At 39.8% G+C, this 16,579-nt stretch carries 18 protein-coding genes; 6 read left to right on the plus strand and 12 right to left on the minus strand.

What is annotated here, in order from left to right; genetic code table 11:
* Positions 1-10 precede the first annotated feature (10 nt).
* Positions 11-595 carry a hypothetical protein gene (locus tag DVR12_RS06930; RefSeq protein ID WP_116974912.1) on the plus strand — a complete coding sequence of 195 codons (585 nt, stop codon included), beginning with the start codon at positions 11-13 and terminating at the stop codon, positions 593-595.
* Positions 596-797: 202 nt separating this feature from the next.
* Here the strand turns inward: DVR12_RS06930 and purU are convergent, their stop codons facing one another.
* Complete coding sequence (gene purU / locus DVR12_RS06935; RefSeq protein ID WP_116974913.1) at positions 798-1,667, minus strand: formyltetrahydrofolate deformylase; 870 nt, start codon at positions 1,665-1,667, stop codon at positions 798-800.
* A gap of 52 nt (positions 1,668-1,719) precedes the next feature.
* On the opposite strand from purU, the gene DVR12_RS06940 reads away from it, so the two are divergent.
* A complete protein-coding gene (locus DVR12_RS06940) occupies positions 1,720-2,193 on the plus strand; it encodes a metallophosphoesterase family protein (RefSeq protein ID WP_262511918.1) in 474 nt (157 codons plus the stop codon).
* Between the two features lie 35 nt (positions 2,194-2,228).
* Positions 2,229-3,281 (plus strand): DUF4421 domain-containing protein, encoded by a 1,053-nt coding sequence (locus DVR12_RS06945; RefSeq protein WP_116974915.1) that lies wholly within the window; start codon positions 2,229-2,231, stop codon positions 3,279-3,281.
* Here the strand turns inward: DVR12_RS06945 and DVR12_RS06950 are convergent.
* From DVR12_RS06950 to DVR12_RS06960, 3 genes are all read right to left on the minus strand, one after another.
* Positions 3,278-3,859 (minus strand): LOG family protein, encoded by a 582-nt coding sequence (locus DVR12_RS06950; RefSeq protein WP_116974916.1) that lies wholly within the window; start codon positions 3,857-3,859, stop codon positions 3,278-3,280. The genes DVR12_RS06945 and DVR12_RS06950 overlap by 4 nt on opposite strands.
* A gap of 3 nt (positions 3,860-3,862) precedes the next feature.
* On the minus strand, positions 3,863-4,492 hold the full coding sequence (locus tag DVR12_RS06955; RefSeq protein WP_116974917.1) for an HD domain-containing protein: 630 nt from the start codon (positions 4,490-4,492) through the stop codon (positions 3,863-3,865).
* Positions 4,493-4,809: 317 nt separating this feature from the next.
* Positions 4,810-7,080 carry an aconitate hydratase gene (locus DVR12_RS06960; RefSeq protein WP_116974918.1) on the minus strand — a complete coding sequence of 757 codons (2,271 nt, stop codon included), beginning with the start codon at positions 7,078-7,080 and terminating at the stop codon, positions 4,810-4,812.
* Between the two features lie 342 nt (positions 7,081-7,422).
* On the opposite strand from DVR12_RS06960, the gene DVR12_RS06965 reads away from it, so the two are divergent.
* Positions 7,423-7,644 (plus strand): PspC domain-containing protein, encoded by a 222-nt coding sequence (locus DVR12_RS06965; protein ID WP_116974919.1) that lies wholly within the window; start codon positions 7,423-7,425, stop codon positions 7,642-7,644.
* 177 nt (positions 7,645-7,821) lie between these two features.
* On the opposite strand, the gene DVR12_RS06970 is transcribed toward DVR12_RS06965, so the two are convergent.
* Positions 7,822-8,226: a hypothetical protein gene (locus DVR12_RS06970; RefSeq protein WP_116974920.1), complete on the minus strand. Its 405-nt coding sequence runs from the start codon at positions 8,224-8,226 to the stop codon at positions 7,822-7,824.
* Positions 8,227-8,295: 69 nt separating this feature from the next.
* Complete coding sequence (kdsA, locus tag DVR12_RS06975; RefSeq protein ID WP_116974921.1) at positions 8,296-9,111, minus strand: 3-deoxy-8-phosphooctulonate synthase; 816 nt, start codon at positions 9,109-9,111, stop codon at positions 8,296-8,298.
* Between the two features lie 237 nt (positions 9,112-9,348).
* Here kdsA and DVR12_RS06980 point away from each other — a divergent pair, with 237 nt between their 5' ends.
* Positions 9,349-10,287, plus strand: coding sequence for an NAD-dependent epimerase/dehydratase family protein (locus tag DVR12_RS06980; RefSeq protein WP_116974922.1), 939 nt, complete (start codon positions 9,349-9,351; stop codon positions 10,285-10,287).
* Positions 10,288-10,371: 84 nt separating this feature from the next.
* Here the strand turns inward: DVR12_RS06980 and DVR12_RS06985 are convergent, their stop codons facing one another.
* From DVR12_RS06985 to DVR12_RS06995, 3 genes are read right to left on the minus strand one after another with little or no spacing between them, the layout of a single operon-like run.
* Entirely contained in the window at positions 10,372-11,619 is a 1,248-nt protein-coding gene (locus tag DVR12_RS06985) for a sulfate adenylyltransferase subunit 1 (RefSeq protein WP_116974923.1), read from the minus strand.
* Between the two features lie 29 nt (positions 11,620-11,648).
* Entirely contained in the window at positions 11,649-12,557 is a 909-nt protein-coding gene (gene cysD, locus DVR12_RS06990) for a sulfate adenylyltransferase subunit CysD (RefSeq protein ID WP_116974924.1), read from the minus strand.
* 29 nt (positions 12,558-12,586) lie between these two features.
* The gene (locus DVR12_RS06995; RefSeq protein WP_116974925.1) at positions 12,587-13,270 is read right to left on the minus strand and encodes a phosphoadenylyl-sulfate reductase; all 684 of its coding nucleotides are present in this window, start codon (positions 13,268-13,270) and stop codon (positions 12,587-12,589) included.
* 487 nt (positions 13,271-13,757) lie between these two features.
* On the opposite strand from DVR12_RS06995, the gene DVR12_RS07000 reads away from it, so the two are divergent.
* The gene (locus DVR12_RS07000; RefSeq protein WP_116974926.1) at positions 13,758-14,534 is read left to right on the plus strand and encodes a hypothetical protein; all 777 of its coding nucleotides are present in this window, start codon (positions 13,758-13,760) and stop codon (positions 14,532-14,534) included.
* Between the two features lie 94 nt (positions 14,535-14,628).
* Here DVR12_RS07000 and DVR12_RS07005 read toward each other — a convergent pair whose 3' ends face one another.
* The 3 genes from DVR12_RS07005 to dapB form a co-directional block, all read right to left on the minus strand.
* Positions 14,629-15,099 carry an NDR1/HIN1-like protein gene (locus DVR12_RS07005; RefSeq protein WP_147323424.1) on the minus strand — a complete coding sequence of 157 codons (471 nt, stop codon included), beginning with the start codon at positions 15,097-15,099 and terminating at the stop codon, positions 14,629-14,631.
* A gap of 199 nt (positions 15,100-15,298) precedes the next feature.
* A complete protein-coding gene (locus DVR12_RS07010; protein WP_116974928.1) occupies positions 15,299-15,715 on the minus strand; it encodes an RrF2 family transcriptional regulator in 417 nt (138 codons plus the stop codon).
* 137 nt (positions 15,716-15,852) lie between these two features.
* The gene (gene dapB, locus DVR12_RS07015; RefSeq protein WP_116974929.1) at positions 15,853-16,572 is read right to left on the minus strand and encodes a 4-hydroxy-tetrahydrodipicolinate reductase; all 720 of its coding nucleotides are present in this window, start codon (positions 16,570-16,572) and stop codon (positions 15,853-15,855) included.
* Positions 16,573-16,579 lie beyond the last annotated feature (7 nt).

Genomic DNA, 16,579 nt, shown 5'->3' on the forward strand with positions numbered 1-16,579 from the left:
CTTATATGTCATGCAACGATTCCCCAAATTGTTGATGTTAGCTTTACTAACATCCTTGTCAACTTCCGTTTATGCCCAAAAAATCAAATTACAAAGCGGCGACCTATCTTCTCTTCAAGACCAGAAAGAATTGAATGTTGAATTTACCTACGATAATTTGAATGTTGGTAAAGAAACAGAAGAAGCTTATGTAAAAAGAAGAACTTCTGAATTAAACAGCAAAGAACCTGGTAAAGGTGATACCTGGGCTAAAGCCTGGGTTGCTGATAGAAAAGACAGATTTGAGCCTAAATTTGATGAGCTGTTTAATGATAATGGCGATATTAAGGCTGGAAGCTTTCCTAATGCTAAGTATACACTGGTATTTCATACCACCTTCATTGAACCAGGTTTCAATGTTGGAGTTGTAAGAAAGAATTCCTACATCGATGCTGATATTTCTATTGTGGAAACAGCCTCCAAAAAAGAAGTAGCAAAAATTTCTATTGATAATGCACCTGGCCGCATGATGGGCTTCGACTTCGATACAGGTATGCGTATCACCGAGTCTTATGCGGTTTCTGGAAAGAAATTAGCGAAGTTTATTCGTAAATAGCGAGCGTTGCTCGCTTGTTTCTCGCAAAGAGGCATAAGAAGCAAAGAGGCATAAGGATCGAAGCGAATATTATTAAGAGCTTCTGATAAGTTCCTTTCATTAACTGGAATCTATTGGAAGTCCACAAAAATATTCGCTTCGATCCTTATGCCTCTTTGCTTCTTATGCCTCTTTGCGAGAAACAACAAGCGAGCAACGCTCGCTAGAAAACAATTGTCTTGTTTCCGAAGAGGATTACGCGATTATTAATATGTGCCTTCACTGCACGGGTAAGTACTTGTCTTTCTATATCTCTTCCCAGCATTACCAGGTCATCTACGGTATGTTTATGACTTACTCTTGCTACATCCTGCTCAATAATTGGTCCTTCGTCTAATTCATCTGTTACATAATGGGCTGTTGCGCCAATTAATTTTACTCCTCTCGTATAGGCATTTTGATAAGGTTTGGCTCCTGCAAATGCCGGTAAAAATGAATGGTGAATATTGATAATGCGTTGAGGGAATCGACGTACGAAATCGGATGATAGAATTTGCATATACCTGGCCAATACTGTAAAGTCGACCTGTTGCTCTTCCAGTAATCTGATAGCCTTTTCTTCCTGTTCTTTTTTAGTTGATGCAGTTACCGGAATATAATGGAAAGGAATATCCATTGCGCTACATTCCTTTTCCAGGCTTTGGTGGTTAGATATTACCAGGGGGATATCTACGGCTAATTCACCACTTTTCCATCTCCAAAGCAGTTCCAGCAGGCAATGGTCATATGCCGAAACCATAATGGCCATTTTCTTCCGATGGTCGCTGTAATCGATTTGCCAATCCATTTTTAACGGAGTGGCAACTTTTGCCTGGAACTCTGCTTCCAGCAACGTTTTATCCATGTTGGGCAAATGAAATTCCATTCGCATAAAAAATAAACCTTCCCGGGGGTCGGTACTGTGTTGACTGGCATCTAGTATATTTGCACCTAATTGGTATAGGAACTGCGACACTCCTGCAACAATTCCTGGCTTATCAGGGCAGCATATCAGCAGGCAGGCAGTGGGATATTGTGAGTTGTTATCTGGCATAAGCCCTAAAATATAAAAATAAATAGCATCTCATTTGAAAAAAATAGGATTGATGTCAGATACTCACAGTTATCTGCATCCACAGGTATTTAAGTATTTTGAAGAGGTAGATGAAATCTGGCATGCCGGAGATATTGGTAATCTGGCGGTGGCAGACCAGTTGGAAGGATTTAAACCTTTTAGAGCGGTATACGGAAATGTAGATGGTGCAGATATTCGTATACGTTATCCTGAAGTCTTACGTTTTACTGTGGAAGATGTACCCGTGATGATGATACATATTGGTGGGTATCCGGGGAAATATGCCCCGGGAGTAAAAGCACTGATTCAGCAGGAACCAACTAAGCTCTTTATCAGCGGGCATTCACATATTTTAAAAGTAGTACCCGACCCGGCATTGCATTTGTTGCATATGAACCCCGGGGCCTGTGGGCAACAAGGCTGGCATAAAGTGAAAACTCTATTACGCTTTCAACTAGATGCCGGTAACATTCAACAACTGGAAGTAATTGAACTTCCGTCCTAGTTACTAATCCAAGTTTTTTTCTAACCTACAACTTTATGAGTCAACGTTACTGGATATGTTTTTTATTAGGAATAACAACAATTGGGCAGGCAAAGGCGCAAAAGAAACTTCTTAAATGGTTTAAAACTGAGAATGATTCGGCGTATATAGCCGATCATACCGAAGATATTACATTCAGATTATATGGGTCGAGGAAGTATACTAAATACGATATAATAGACCGAAAGGAGAAAAATGATATCCTTTACCGCCCTAATACCCCCTTTAATATAGGATTTGGTGCAAACTACAGGTTTATTGGGGTAAATCTTGGCTTTAATCTGCCTTTCATAAACCGGCAAAACGACAAATATGGCCAAACCAAATATCTCGATTTACAATCGCATATTTATCTGCGTAAGATAGTGGTAGATTTTTACGGTCAGTATTATAAAGGCTATTATATAGCCAATCCCGATGTTGTCTATGGAAAAGAGTATGCTAAATTGAACCCCTACCCACAGCGACCTGATTTAAGGAATGTGGATTTCGGACTAAATGTGCAGTATGTATTTAATGACAAACGGTTCTCTTACAGAGCACCAAATCTGCAGAATGAATACCAGCGCAGAAGTTCAGGCTCCTTGATTGTGGGTGGAGAAATGTTTTTAGGCAGAATTAAGGGCGATTCTTCTCTAGTTCCTTCCAATATGAAGGATACAATGTTTTTACATGATCTTAGATTTTATAAGACCAACATATCTTCACTGGCTGCCAATGTTGGATATGCACATACTTTCGTGGTACGACAGCATTTCTTTTTATCTCTTTCCCTAACAGCCGGACTTGGCGGTAATGCCAATACCTTCTTTTTGGAGGATGGATCAATAAAACATAATGTTGGATTGCAATTCAGTAATACAGTCAGGGCTTCTGTTGGGTATAACTCTCATCGTTATTTTGCAGGTATACACTATGTAGGGATGGCTATACGCAGTGGTATGGCGGTTCCACATACTTATCAGACATTCGGAACAGGGAATTTCAGGGTTAGCCTTGTAAAGCGTTTTACCCTGAAACAGCCGCTATGGAAGATGAAACAAAGTTAGCTCCGTTCAGGAGTTATCCATTTGGTTTTAACGGGAGGTTGATATTGTTCCAACTTTAACAATAAATCTTCAATATTATCGCTACATAAAAGCATATCCCGGTTTTCAGCAGAAAGGAAACCATTTTCCGTCATAGTATGAGAAAGCTGAATAAGGGAGTCGTAAAATCCATTGGTATTCAGAAGGCCAATGGGTTTTCCATGCAGTCCTAATTGCCCCCAGGTAAGCATTTCAAATAATTCTTCCATCGTACCAAAACCACCGGGTAATGCAATTACTGCATCGCTCAGTTCATTCATTTTGGTTTTCCGCTCATGCATGGTATCTACCAGTATTAACTCTGTTAGATTATCATGGGCTAATTCTTTCCGTTGCAGGAAATATGGCAGTACGCCAATTACCTTACCATTTGCCTGCAGGCTGCCATCAGCTACTGCGCCCATTAATCCTACTCTTGCTCCTCCATAAACGAGGGTAAGCCCACGTTTTGCCAGGGCGTTGCCTAAAGCCGTAGCCTGTTCTAAATAAACGGGGTTATGTCCGGCACTGGATCCACAAAAAACAACAATACTTTTCATGTCTTATAAGGTGGTTATTTCTGTTGATATATTTTTTCTGGCTTTCTCTTCAAAAGCTGCTCTACCAACGGGTGTATGATAAATAAAAGGTTTTTCAAGAAAATGATGAAGTACCTTTTTTCTACCTGGTTTATAAAGAAAATCAGGGTAGATACTATACTCTTTTCTGATTTGTTGAGTATAGGCACGATACGTAGCTTCATCGGCCCCTAATATTTGCAGATCCATATCCAGAAAGTAATTCAGGTCTTTGCTGCCAATTGAATTAATATGTGTTTTGGTAGCAATAATAAAATCTCTTACTGCAGTTATTCTGGAATTTGGATATCCGATTTTAAGTAGGTGAAGTTCTGCTTTTTCAGCGCTTTTTTCTTCGTTATCTGATTTCTTTACATCGTAAACAATATCGTGGAAGAAAATCGAAAAGGCAATAATCTCTGCATCATCAACTTCATGACTGCATTGATTAAGGCTACTGAACATGCTTTGAATATGACTTATATTGTGATAATATCGCTTTTTTTGGGCATAAGCAGTCAATAATTGAATGAAGGATTGTTCAATAAAATCCTTGTCGGAAGTCCATGCCTGGTGAAGCTGAAACCAATATGTTTTTAGTTCGTTAGTTAACATACCAGCTACTTTAGTTTAACGTTTGTTTCTCGCAGAGCTGCAAAGGAGGCAAAAGGGCAAAGTTTTTTTATTATGTTATTTATGCAATCCATTTTTATAATCTTTAGAGCAACAAACTATTTCAAAAAACTATTGTGCTTTTGTGAGAAATCCTTAAAAATCTTAAAAAAATCCCTTGCGCCTTAATATTAATCTTTGTGCCTTTGCGAGAAAGAAACAAAAAGAAAAAGGGAAGATAATTAAAGAAATTAATTTCCTTAATTATCTTCCCTTTAATTCTTTACAAACCTTTGTTACGCTGTGAGCAGCAAAAGCAATTATGCTTTTTTCGCAAATTCGGAACGAATTACATTCAGTGCTCCACCGGCTTTGAACCATGCAATTTGCTGTTCATTGTAGGTGTGGTTTACAGGGAATTGTTCTGTAGAACCGTCTTTATGTACTAATTCGATAGTCAGTTGACTTCCTGGAACGAAGGAGGTAAGACCTAAGATGTTGATAGTATCATCTTCCTGGATCTTATCGTAATCTTCTTTGTTAGCGAAAGTAAGTGCTAACATACCTTGTTTTTTCAGGTTAGTTTCGTGAATACGAGCGAAAGATTTAACGAGGATTGCACGAACGCCTAGGTGACGAGGCTCCATTGCAGCGTGTTCGCGGCTAGAACCTTCACCGTAGTTTTCATCTCCCACAACAACAGCACCGAAACCAGCAGCTTTATAAGCGCGCATAGTAGCAGGAACTGCACCGTATTCGCCGGTTAAAGCATTTTTAACGGTATCAGTTTTATCGTTGTACGCATTTACAGCGCCAATGAGCATGTTGTTAGAGATGTTATCCAGGTGTCCGCGGTATTTCAACCATGGACCAGCCATAGAGATATGGTCAGTGGTACATTTACCTTTAGCTTTGATGAGGAGTTTCAGACCTTTCAGATCAGTACCTTCCCAGGCATTAAATGGTTGCAGTAATTGCAGACGATCAGAAGTTTCAGATACGATTACCTTAACACCGCTACCATCTTCAGCAGGAGCCTGATAACCGGCATCTTCTACTGCGAAGCCATTAACTGGCAGTTCAAAACCTTTAGGTTCATCCAGTTTAACCTGCTCACCATTTTTGTTGGTAAGGGTATCTTTCAATGGGTTGAAAGTCAGGTCACCAGCGATAGCCAGAGCGGTTACAATTTCAGGAGAAGCAACGAATGCGTGAGTAGAAGCTAAACCATCATTTCTTTTAGCGAAGTTACGGTTGAAAGAAGTGATGATAGAGTTTTTACGGTTAGGATCATCGATATGACGAGCCCATTGACCGATGCAAGGTCCGCAAGCGTTAGCCAGTACTACACCGCCAACTTTATCGAAAGTATTCAGTAAACCGTCTCTTTCGATTGTATAGCGTACTAGTTCAGAACCTGGAGTGATAGTGTATTCAGATTTCATTTCCAGGCCTTTATCGATAGCTTGTTGAGCTAATGATGCAGAACGGGAAATATCTTCGTAAGAAGAGTTGGTGCAGGAACCGATCAATGCTACTTCCAATTTCTCAGGCCAGTTATTTTCTTTAACTGCTTGAGCAAATTTAGAGATAGGCCATGCCAGATCCGGAGTAAACGGACCATTTACATATGGTTCCAGTTCGTCCAGGTTGATTTCGATCAGTTGATCGTAGTATTTTGCAGGATCAGCATATACTTCAGCATCCGGGCGCAGGTGATCTTTTACTACATCGGCAGCAGCAGCGATTTCTGTACGACCAGTGATTTTCAGGTAATCAGCCATTTTGCTGTCATAAGCGAAAATTGAGCAGGTAGCACCAATTTCAGCACCCATGTTACAAATAGTAGCTTTACCGGTAGCGCTGAAGCTATCAGCACCTTCACCGAAGTATTCAACGATAGCACCGGTACCACCTTTTACAGTAAGGATACCAGCCACTTTCAGGATAATATCTTTTGCAGAAGTCCAGCCGCTCATTTTACCGGTTAATTTAACACCGATAAGTTTAGGCATTTTAAGTTCCCATGGTAAGCCTGCCATTACGTCTACAGCATCAGCACCACCTACTCCGATAGCCACCATACCCAAACCACCAGCATTAGGGGTGTGAGAGTCGGTTCCGATCATCATACCGCCAGGGAATGCATAGTTTTCCAGTACTACCTGGTGAATGATACCAGCACCTGGTTTCCAGAAACCAATACCATATTTGTCGGAAATAGAAGAAAGGAAATCGTAAACTTCTTTATTTGTATCAATAGCTGTTGCCAAGTCTTGCTTTGCACCAACTTTTGCTTGTATAAGGTGGTCACAATGAACAGTAGAAGGAACCGCAACTTTATCACGGCCGCAGGTCATAAACTGGAGCAATGCCATCTGGGCGGTTGCATCCTGCATAGCTACGCGATCGGGAGCAAATTCCACATAGGATTTACCTCTTTCGTAGGGCGTGGTAGTAGGTGCATACAGGTGAGCGTACAAAATCTTCTCGGCAAGTGTCAACGGACGACCCAGCATCTTACGGGTCGCTTCCACTTTACCCGGTAGTGCCGCATACACTTTTTTAATCATGTCAATATCAAACACCATGGGAAAAAAAATATTTTAAGAGCGGTTAAAAATTGCTTGCAAAATTAGCTAAAAACATGAAGTTTTTAAATTAAATAGTTAAGACATAATTATTTGACCAGGAACTTTTAGTACCTCTAAAGTACCCCGAAAGATTCTCAGGGTAAGGAAAGAGCTTCAATATACCCCCCTCAGAAATTATTGAAAAATTTCATATTAAAGCTAACTTCCCTGTTTTATGGGTATAACGACTGAAATAATATATCATTGGTTTTTAAATAATTGATATTCATATACTTATGTATATAAAACAGGGAACGGCGAGCTCTTGTTTTATCAGGAAGAATTTGATAAATTTGAACTATGAACCGGATAAAAGATTTCGTGGAATGGAAAGCGTTCGGTGTTTGTGCCGCTATTGGAGAAAAACTAGGAGTGGCATCCTCCCGTATTCGCTTCTTTTTCATCTATGCCACCTTTTTGACAATGGGTTCACCCCTCATTGTTTACATGATTCTTGCATTTTGGGTTAATATGAAAGCATATATCCAAAACGCCAGAAGAAACCCCCTACGCTATTTATAAGCACTAGTTTCTCGCAAAGAAGCATAAGAAGCAAAGAGGCATAAGGATCGAAGCGAATGTATTAAGGGCTGCCAATAGGTTTCTATTTATAATTGAAACTTATCAGCAATTCTTAAAAACATTCGCTTCGATCCTTATGCCTCTTTGCTTCTTATGCTTCTTTGCGAGAAATTATTCTTACTCCAGATGGAAATTAGTCATCGCGTGATAATGATTCTGTAGCTCGTTCAATGTTATTGGGTCGTTCAGGCTACGGGTTTCATCCCTGTAGTGTAACTGTAGTAAAGGTTTATGCCCTTCTTCAAACCACCTTACGGAAAAAGGCCCCCTTACATATAAGGTACCACCTCCCTTTGTTGAAGCAGCTTCGTCTTTATGAAACTGCAAATCCAATAAAGTGGCAGGAGTCAGATGTATAGTCACCAGGTTATCCAAATCATACCAATATTCATTGTCATCCCCGGTTGATACCAACACTTTATTTCCGTAATGATCTACCTGCAAAATGGTTCCTTTCTTTTCTGCTCCTCCATAGTTTGTGATAACGGTATCACCTGATTTTAAATCGTGAATGTTAATCATAGTGAGCTGAATTTAGTGCACTATGAATTTACATAAAAGACCGTAAAGCAGCAAAAAAGGAATCCTGACCTAACGAACCACTTTACGGATAGCTACCAGCTTCTCCAGCAGCTCTTCCAGCAAGTCTAAACGTAGCATATTTGCGCCGTCAGACTTAGCCTTGGATGGATCGGGATGAGTTTCTATGAATAAACCATCAGCACCTGTGGCAATAGCTGCTTTGGCAATTGTTGTAATCATATGCGGATTACCACCGGTAACTCCACTGGTTTGATTCGGCTGTTGCAGGGAGTGTGTACAATCCATTACCACCGGCTCTCCGAATTGCTTCATGATCGGAATATTGCGGTAATCTACCACCAGATCCTGATAGCCAAATGTAGTGCCTCGCTCCGTGAGCATGATATGATCATTACCTGCTCCCTTAATTTTTTCTACTGCAAACTTCATCGACTCTCCACTCAGAAACTGCCCCTTCTTTACATTCACAACCTTACCTGTTTCCGCTGCCGCCAATAAAATATCTGTCTGCCGGCAGAGGAATGCAGGGATCTGCAATACATCTACGTAAGCTGCCGCCATCGCTGCTTCTGCAGCTGAATGTATATCTGAAGTGACAGGTACCTGGAAGGTCTTGCCAATTTTATTCAATAATTCTAATCCTTCTACATCTCCTATACCAGTAAAAGAATGAACACTTGTACGGTTGGCCTTACGATAGGAAGCTTTAAAAATATAAGGAATCTCTAAGCGTTTACATATCGCCGTTACCTTTTCTGCAACTTCCATCAATATTTCTTCCTCTTCAATCACACATGGACCAGCAATAAGAAAGAAATTCTCCGGGTTATACTGCTCTTTGAACAATGATTTTAAATGCTTCATTTTTATGGGTCTTTATTAGAAGGGGCAAAGATAAGGCTTTTTCATGGGCTTGATCCCGTTTTAAACCTATAAAAAACTATATTTGTCATGAGATTGTAATCTACCTATCTTCATTCATCATCTCTTTTGCTTTCATTGTTATGACATTGTCATGCTGTGAAGAGCATTGAACGTAAATATCCTGGAAGCATTTAATATTACGGTCCAATTTTAAAATAGCTTACAATTCAATTTTGTATGAAGAAAGATAAGATCCTGGTAATTGGTGCATGTGGCCAGATTGGTGTAGAACTGACCTTAGCATTGAGGAAGATGTATGGCGATGCCAACGTGGTAGCATCAGACCTGAGAGAAGAACATGATTTGTTGAAAGGCACCGGCCCTTATGTGTCGCTGGATGTTATGAACAAGGAAATGCTGCATGTGCTGGTGATCCGCCATAATATTACCCAGATCTATTTATTGGCTGCAATCCTTTCTGCAACCGGTGAGAAAAATCCATTACTGGCATGGCATATCAATATGCAAAGCCTCTTAAACGTATTGGATATTGCAAAGGAAGAAAATCTCGACAAAATCTATTGGCCAAGCTCCATTGCGGTATTCGGACCAAATTCTCCTGCTAAGGAAACACCTCAGCATACTATCATCGAACCTACTACCATCTACGGTATCAGCAAATTTGCGGGAGAACGTTGGTGCGAATATTATAACCACCGGTTTGGGGTAGATGTACGTAGCTTGCGCTATCCTGGCCTGATCAGCTATAAATCTGCTCCTGGTGGCGGTACTACCGATTATGCTGTTGAAATATTCCATGAGGCTAAAGAAAATCAGAAATATACCAGCTTCCTGTCAGAAAATACCTATCTGCCAATGATGTATATGCCTGATGCTATCAGAGCTACTATTGAACTGATGGAAGCCGATGCTGCGAAGATTTCTATTCGCTCTGCTTACAATCTTTCTGCTATGAGCTTCTCTCCGAAAGAAATCGGTGCAGAAATCAAAAAACATATTCCTTCCTTTGAATTGAGCTACGAACCAGATTATCGTCAACAAATTGCTGATGGCTGGCCAGATAGTATGGATGATACCCTGGCACGCAAAGACTGGGGTTGGAAGCCAGAATATGATCTCGAAAAAATGACAGCCGATATGTTGCAGAATATTTAAGTACAGAAAATATATCTATAAAAATAGTACACCCCGATCTGCCTGCGCTGATCGGGGTGTTTTGTTGTTCGTTGTGAATACAAGTTATATTACAAACCCTACGCCTACGGTAGTGTTATTAAACTCGTCTATTAGAATAAATGCTCCGTTAGCCGGGTTTTCTGCATATTTATCTGCAAAAATAGGAGCAGCGGTTTTAATGGTTATACGACCAATATCATTCAGGCCCATATCTGTTTTACCAGCGTGTTCTGTAAGGGTAGTTACATCGGTAACATACTGGATTTGCTGTACTTTAGCCTTTACCCTGTTTACGCCATGTTGCAGTAAATAAGTTTTACCAGCAACTAATTTTTGTTGATCCATCCAGCAAACATCTGCAACGATTTCTTTCAGTTGCTCCGATGGTGAATCTGCTTTTACAAGCATATTACCCCTGCTGCTATCAATCTCATCTTCCAGTGTGATTACCACACTTTCTTTAGTATGGGCAACAGACAATTGCTTTTCGAATTGCTCAATTGTCTTGATCTTGCTTTTTTGTCCGCTTGGCAGTGAAACTACCTCATCGCCTACACTAAAATGGCCACTGGCTACTTTACCGGCAAATCCTCTGAAATCGTGATATTCAGTAGTACGAGGACGAATCACGCTTTGAATCGGAAATCTTGCAGGGTGCTTTTTATCTTCATGGTCGAACGACACTTCCTCGAGATATTCGAGTAGGGTAGGGCCGTTATACCAGTCTATTGCTCCGTTATGTGATGCAACGTTTTCGCCGTATAAAGAGGAGATTGGAATAAACTGTACTGCCTGGCCTTTAAAGCTGGCATTATCGAGCATTTGCTGGAAGTCTTCCACTATCTGGTTGAAACGTGCCTGGTTGTAATCTACCAGGTCCATTTTATTAACGCAAACTACCAGATAAGGAATACGCAGCAGGTTAGCGATAAAGAAGTGGCGATGTGTTTGTTCCACAATTCCTTTACGTGCATCAATAAGAATCAGTGATACCTGGGCATTGGAAGCACCGGTAACCATGTTACGGGTATATTCGATATGTCCGGGAGTATCTGCTATGATATATTTGCGGGTAGGAGTAGAAAAGTAAATGTTAGCCACATCGATAGTGATACCTTGTTCTCTTTCAGCAACCAGTCCGTCGGTGAGCAGCGACAGGTCGGTGAAATCGAGTCCTTTACGTTTGCTGGCAGCATGTAAGGCTTCCATTTTATCCTGGGGGATTGAGTTGGTATCGTAGAGTAATCGACCGATCAGCGTGCTTTTTCCATCATCTACACTTCCTGAGGTGGCTATACGTAAAACCTCCATATATTTTTGGTTTTTGAATGAATGTTGAATTAGAAATATCCTGCTTGTTTTCTTTTCTCCATGGCAGCTTCAGAGCGTTTGTCATCGATTCTGGCTCCACGTTCAGATATTTTTGCTTCCATGATTTCAGCAATGATATCTTCCAGTTTATCTGCTTCAGAGAGAACAGCAGCAGTACAGGTCATATCCCCTACAGTACGGAAACGTACTTTACTGAGGAAAGGAACTTCGTCGGCTGTTGTATTGAGGAAAGAAGAATATGGCCAGTATAAACCATCTCTTTCAATAATTTCTCTTTCGTGAGAGAAGTAGATGGAAGGAATTTCCAGTTTTTCTCTGACGATATAATTCCAGACATCCAGTTCTGTCCAGTTAGAAATTGGGAATACTCTTACGTTTTCGCCTATATTAATTTTACCGTTGAGGATATCGAACAGTTCAGGTCTTTGCATTTTAGCGTTCCATTGGCCGAATTCGTCGCGTACGCTGAAAATTCTTTCTTTTGCACGGGCTTTTTCTTCGTCGCGTCTTGCACCGCCGATGCAGGCATCGAATTTACCTTCTTCAATAGCATCGAGGAGGGTCACGGTTTGTAAGGCATTACGACTGGCATATTTACCGGTTTCTTCCTGCACTTTTCCCTGATCAATGCTGTCTTGTACATTTCTAACGATGATATCGAGGCCGAGTGTATTTACCAGCCAATCGCGGAAGGCGATTGTTTCCGGGAAGTTATGGCCTGTATCTACGTGTAGTAAAGCGAAAGGAATTTTTCCCGGATAGAAGGCTTTTTGAGCAAGTCTCACAAGGGTAATAGAATCTTTTCCGCCTGAGAAAAGCAGCACAGGTTTCTCGAATTGAGCAACGGTTTCACGAAGGATATAAATAGCTTCATCTTCCAATGCTTGTGGGAATTCCCAATTTATTTTATTAGTCATAGACTATATTGATTTAACGCAAATGAAAATTAACCGTGGAGGCCACACTCTTTATGAGATTGTTCCCACCACCAGCGGCCGGAGCGAGGATGTTCGCCGGCTTCAATAGCACGGGTACAAGGAGCACAGCCAATGCTGATAAAGCCTTTGTCGTGCAGCTTGTTGTAAGGAACTTTATGTTCTTTGAGATAAGCTAATACTTCGTCGTAACCCCAATGGATCAACGGATTATACTTATATAATCGTTTTTGGGCATCCCATTCCAGGATTTCCATTCCCTGGCGGTTTTCGGATTGTTCGGCTCGTAGACCGGTGATCCAGACTTTTACGCCTTCCAGGGCTCTGTTTAAGGGTACAATTTTTCTGATGCCACAACACTCTTTACGATTTTCAACGGATTCATAAAAGCTGTTTGGGCCTTTTTCTGATACCAGCTTTTCAACTGCAGCAGTTTCAGGGTAATACACGGCAATAGGCTGGTTGTAACGGGCCATTGTCAGGTCCATTACATCGTAAGTTTCCTGAAATAGTCGGCCAGTATCAAGGGTGAATACTTTTACCGGTAAGTGATTGCGCCAGATAATATCTGATATTACCTGGTCTTCCTGGCCAAAAGAGGTAGAAAAGGCAACGCCTCCGGGATATTGTTCCAGCAGGTAGCTGATGGCTTCCTCAACCGGTTTGTTGACCAGTGCGGTGGTAATGTCTGTCATTTCGATACGATTGATTGATAGGTGCCAGCGAAACAACTTTCATCGTTTCATCGACAAAAATACATAAATCCTATAAAAAAGATAGACTAATTTTTTGGGATGAATTTTTGAGATAAAATTCTTATCAAGGATTAAATTAATCCATAGTATTTCAGTCTTTTATAATATTTTTAAACAGTCAACCATATTGATCTAACTTATTAAACATTATTAATACTAATTCAAACCAACAGCTTAAATTAACTACCCAATAATTTAAAATTCTGAGCATTACCTATGTTAATCCGGTTTTGTTTTCTAATCTACCCTACAAGAAGCAAAAGAATCAACATAACAATTAGGTCATGAATTCTTAACCCGTATTTCCTTATCTGTTAAGGAAAATGTTCATTTGTTTTTATATATAATAATATTTTATTCTTTTTAATTTCAAAATCAATTATTTATGATTTTGAAAACGAAAACAATACCGAATTAATAACTATTTATGAAGAAGCTGTTATTATGTCTGTTATTCCTTAAATATTCAATTGTTCTAAACGCTCAAATCTCAGATTTTGGCAGAGGAGTTGTAAAAATTAAGGCTTACAGTTATTCACCTGATCAGCAGGCCCCAGATTATAATGTTACTAAATCTGAAAAGCAATTATTTAACAGGTTTACATACTATATCGATGGAGATTGGATACAACAAAAAGATGAATTTGGTGATGACTTTGGTAGAACCAAAACAAAAAGTGAAGAAATTGCCACTGATTTCTCTTTTACAATATTGCATCCAACCTATTGGATCGACTGGAGAGCGAAAAGGCTATATAGCTATTCTATTTCTAAAACCTTTATTGGTGTACTTGATTTAGAGAAGGATACCAGGGAGATGTTTTTTCGTAGGATTGGTAAAGAAGACAGTGCAAGGATTATAGAATTAAAAGAAGATTTAGCAGTAATGATTGGAGGCAAAAAATCATTCAAGGGAAAGACTGTAAAAGGGTCAGATACTTTGACTTTTTATTATTCTAAAGAAAAAGTTCCTGTTTATTCTCCTCTCAACAGTTTTGTACCTGCTGATTTCCCTTATTTTGTAACTTCTGTAAGGACCACAACTACCTGGTCAAATACAACTAAGTTGGGGCATTTAATATTTGAAGTTATTAACACAAGCCCTCTACCTGAGAATTATTCTGACAAGAAGGCTCCTGGTAACTTACCTGTTAAGGAAATAAAGGATGTAATGGAGCTATTTCAGGATTATAGCAATAATTAACCTATTAATCTTTATTTAGATCACTTCATACAGGATACATCAAAGCTGTATCAATACAGGATCGGGTGTAATACTATTACACCCGATCCTGTATTTACATTTTCAAATCTATATAATGCTTTCCTTTATAGTCGATATGTACTTTCCTGGAAAACCATCCAACGCTCCCTTTCATATCTCCCTTAAAAGAAATAAACACAGAATCGGCCAGATTAAGGTTTGTTTTACCTAATGCTTCAAAATCTGGTTCTACAACCACCGGAACGGTGAATAAGGAATTAGCAGGAACATTAAAGGTGGTATCGATATGTACATGACCTAGAAAGAAAGAGTCCAGCATTAAGTCAAGATCCCCTCCTTTGAAAGTAAAGCTATAGTTATTGGCGTTATAGTATTCGCCATTAATTTTTAAAGCTGGTCTTTCATTTGTAATGTTGAATACTCTTACTTCCAGTTTAGCCGGCAGTTTTGGCTGTGGATTTTTAAAGATTTCGCAGCTGGTGAGAAATATTGGGAAAGATAGAAGCGCGAGGCTTAATTGTTTGATTTTGCCTGATTTTTTCATTTGGTTGATATTAAGCATAAGTTTTAAGTGATTCTGTGTTCACAACAATCTTAAGGATTGGAGATTGGCCTTAGCCTTAGGCAATTAAAAATGTAAAAAGGGTGAATGGAGAATGAAGTTTTGGGGATTTAGAACTAAAATAAAACAGGAAGAGCTGCTTCTGATTCAGAAGCAGCTCTTCCTGTTTTAAATGATTTTACTATCCTTTAGTGAGGATATCCTTCAATGTTTTATTTTCTAATATTTTCAGCGCAGAATCCCGTACTCTTCCCATTACTTCATTTAGCCCGCAGGTGGCTTCATCTCTGCAATTTTCGCAGCGTTCATAATAGTTTAAGCTTACGCATGGGAGTAAGGCAATAGGACCATCCAATAAACGGATGATTTTCGCCAATGCAATTTCTTTAGGAGGGCGCATCAGATAATATCCGCCGCCTTTTCCTTTCTTGCTACCCAGAATACCGGCATTCTTTAACTCCAACAGGATATTTTCCAGAAACTTGATGGAAATATTTTTTTCCAGAGCGATTTCTGATATCAGGATTGGCCCTTTATCTACATTCTCTGCCAGGTGAATTAATGCGTGAAATGCGTATTGTGTTTTCTTCGATAACATACTGACTATTTCATCCCTCCAGGATGTTCTTTAAGTGTTGGTGACCACTAAAATCTGGCTGCAAAGATAAGCAGTTTTTCCAGTTTGCGTTCAAATGCAATATTACCCATTGAAAATCAATAGGTAATGCTGTCGTCTTATCCTAAATTCAACACATCGCGCATGGTAAATACGCCTTTTTTATCTTTTAGCCATTCTGCCGCTATTACAGCACCTGCAGCAAAGCCCTGACGGGAATGTGCTGTATGAGTGATGGTAATATCATCAATATCAGAAGTGTAAGTGACTGTATGGGTTCCTGGAGCCGGGTCTATTCTTTTGGAAACGATACCCATTACCTCAGATTGTTCGGTGGTTTCGTTTACCCATTCTTTTTTGCGTGGAACAGCTTCCAGGATTTGTTCGGCTAATGTAATAGCAGTACCGCTTGGAGCATCTTTCTTTTGGGTATGGTGAATTTCTTCCATCCATACATTGTATTGTGGTTGGCTTGCCATTAAAGCAGCCAGTTTTTTATTTACCTCAAAGAAGATATTTACACCGACACTGAAGTTGGTAGTGTGTAAAAAAGCCTGATTTTTTTCTTTGCAAAGGGCTTTGATTTCCGGCAGTTTTTCTAACCATCCGGTAGTTCCGCTTACTACTGGAACATTTGCTTCAAAGCACTTAAGAATATTATGATAGGCTGTTTCAGGAGTGGTAAATTCGATGGCAACATCAGCCTTGCTTAAATGTTCTTTTTCAAGCAGGTGCTGGCTGTTGATATCTACACGCAATATTACCTCATGGCCTTTTGCAGTAGCAATAGCATCGATTGCCTGCCCCATTTTACCATATCCTATAAGCGCTATTTTCATGACTCTT

Origin of the sequence: Chitinophaga silvatica, assembly GCF_003419895.1 — a bacterium.
Lineage (GTDB): Bacteria > Bacteroidota > Bacteroidia > Chitinophagales > Chitinophagaceae > Chitinophaga > Chitinophaga silvatica.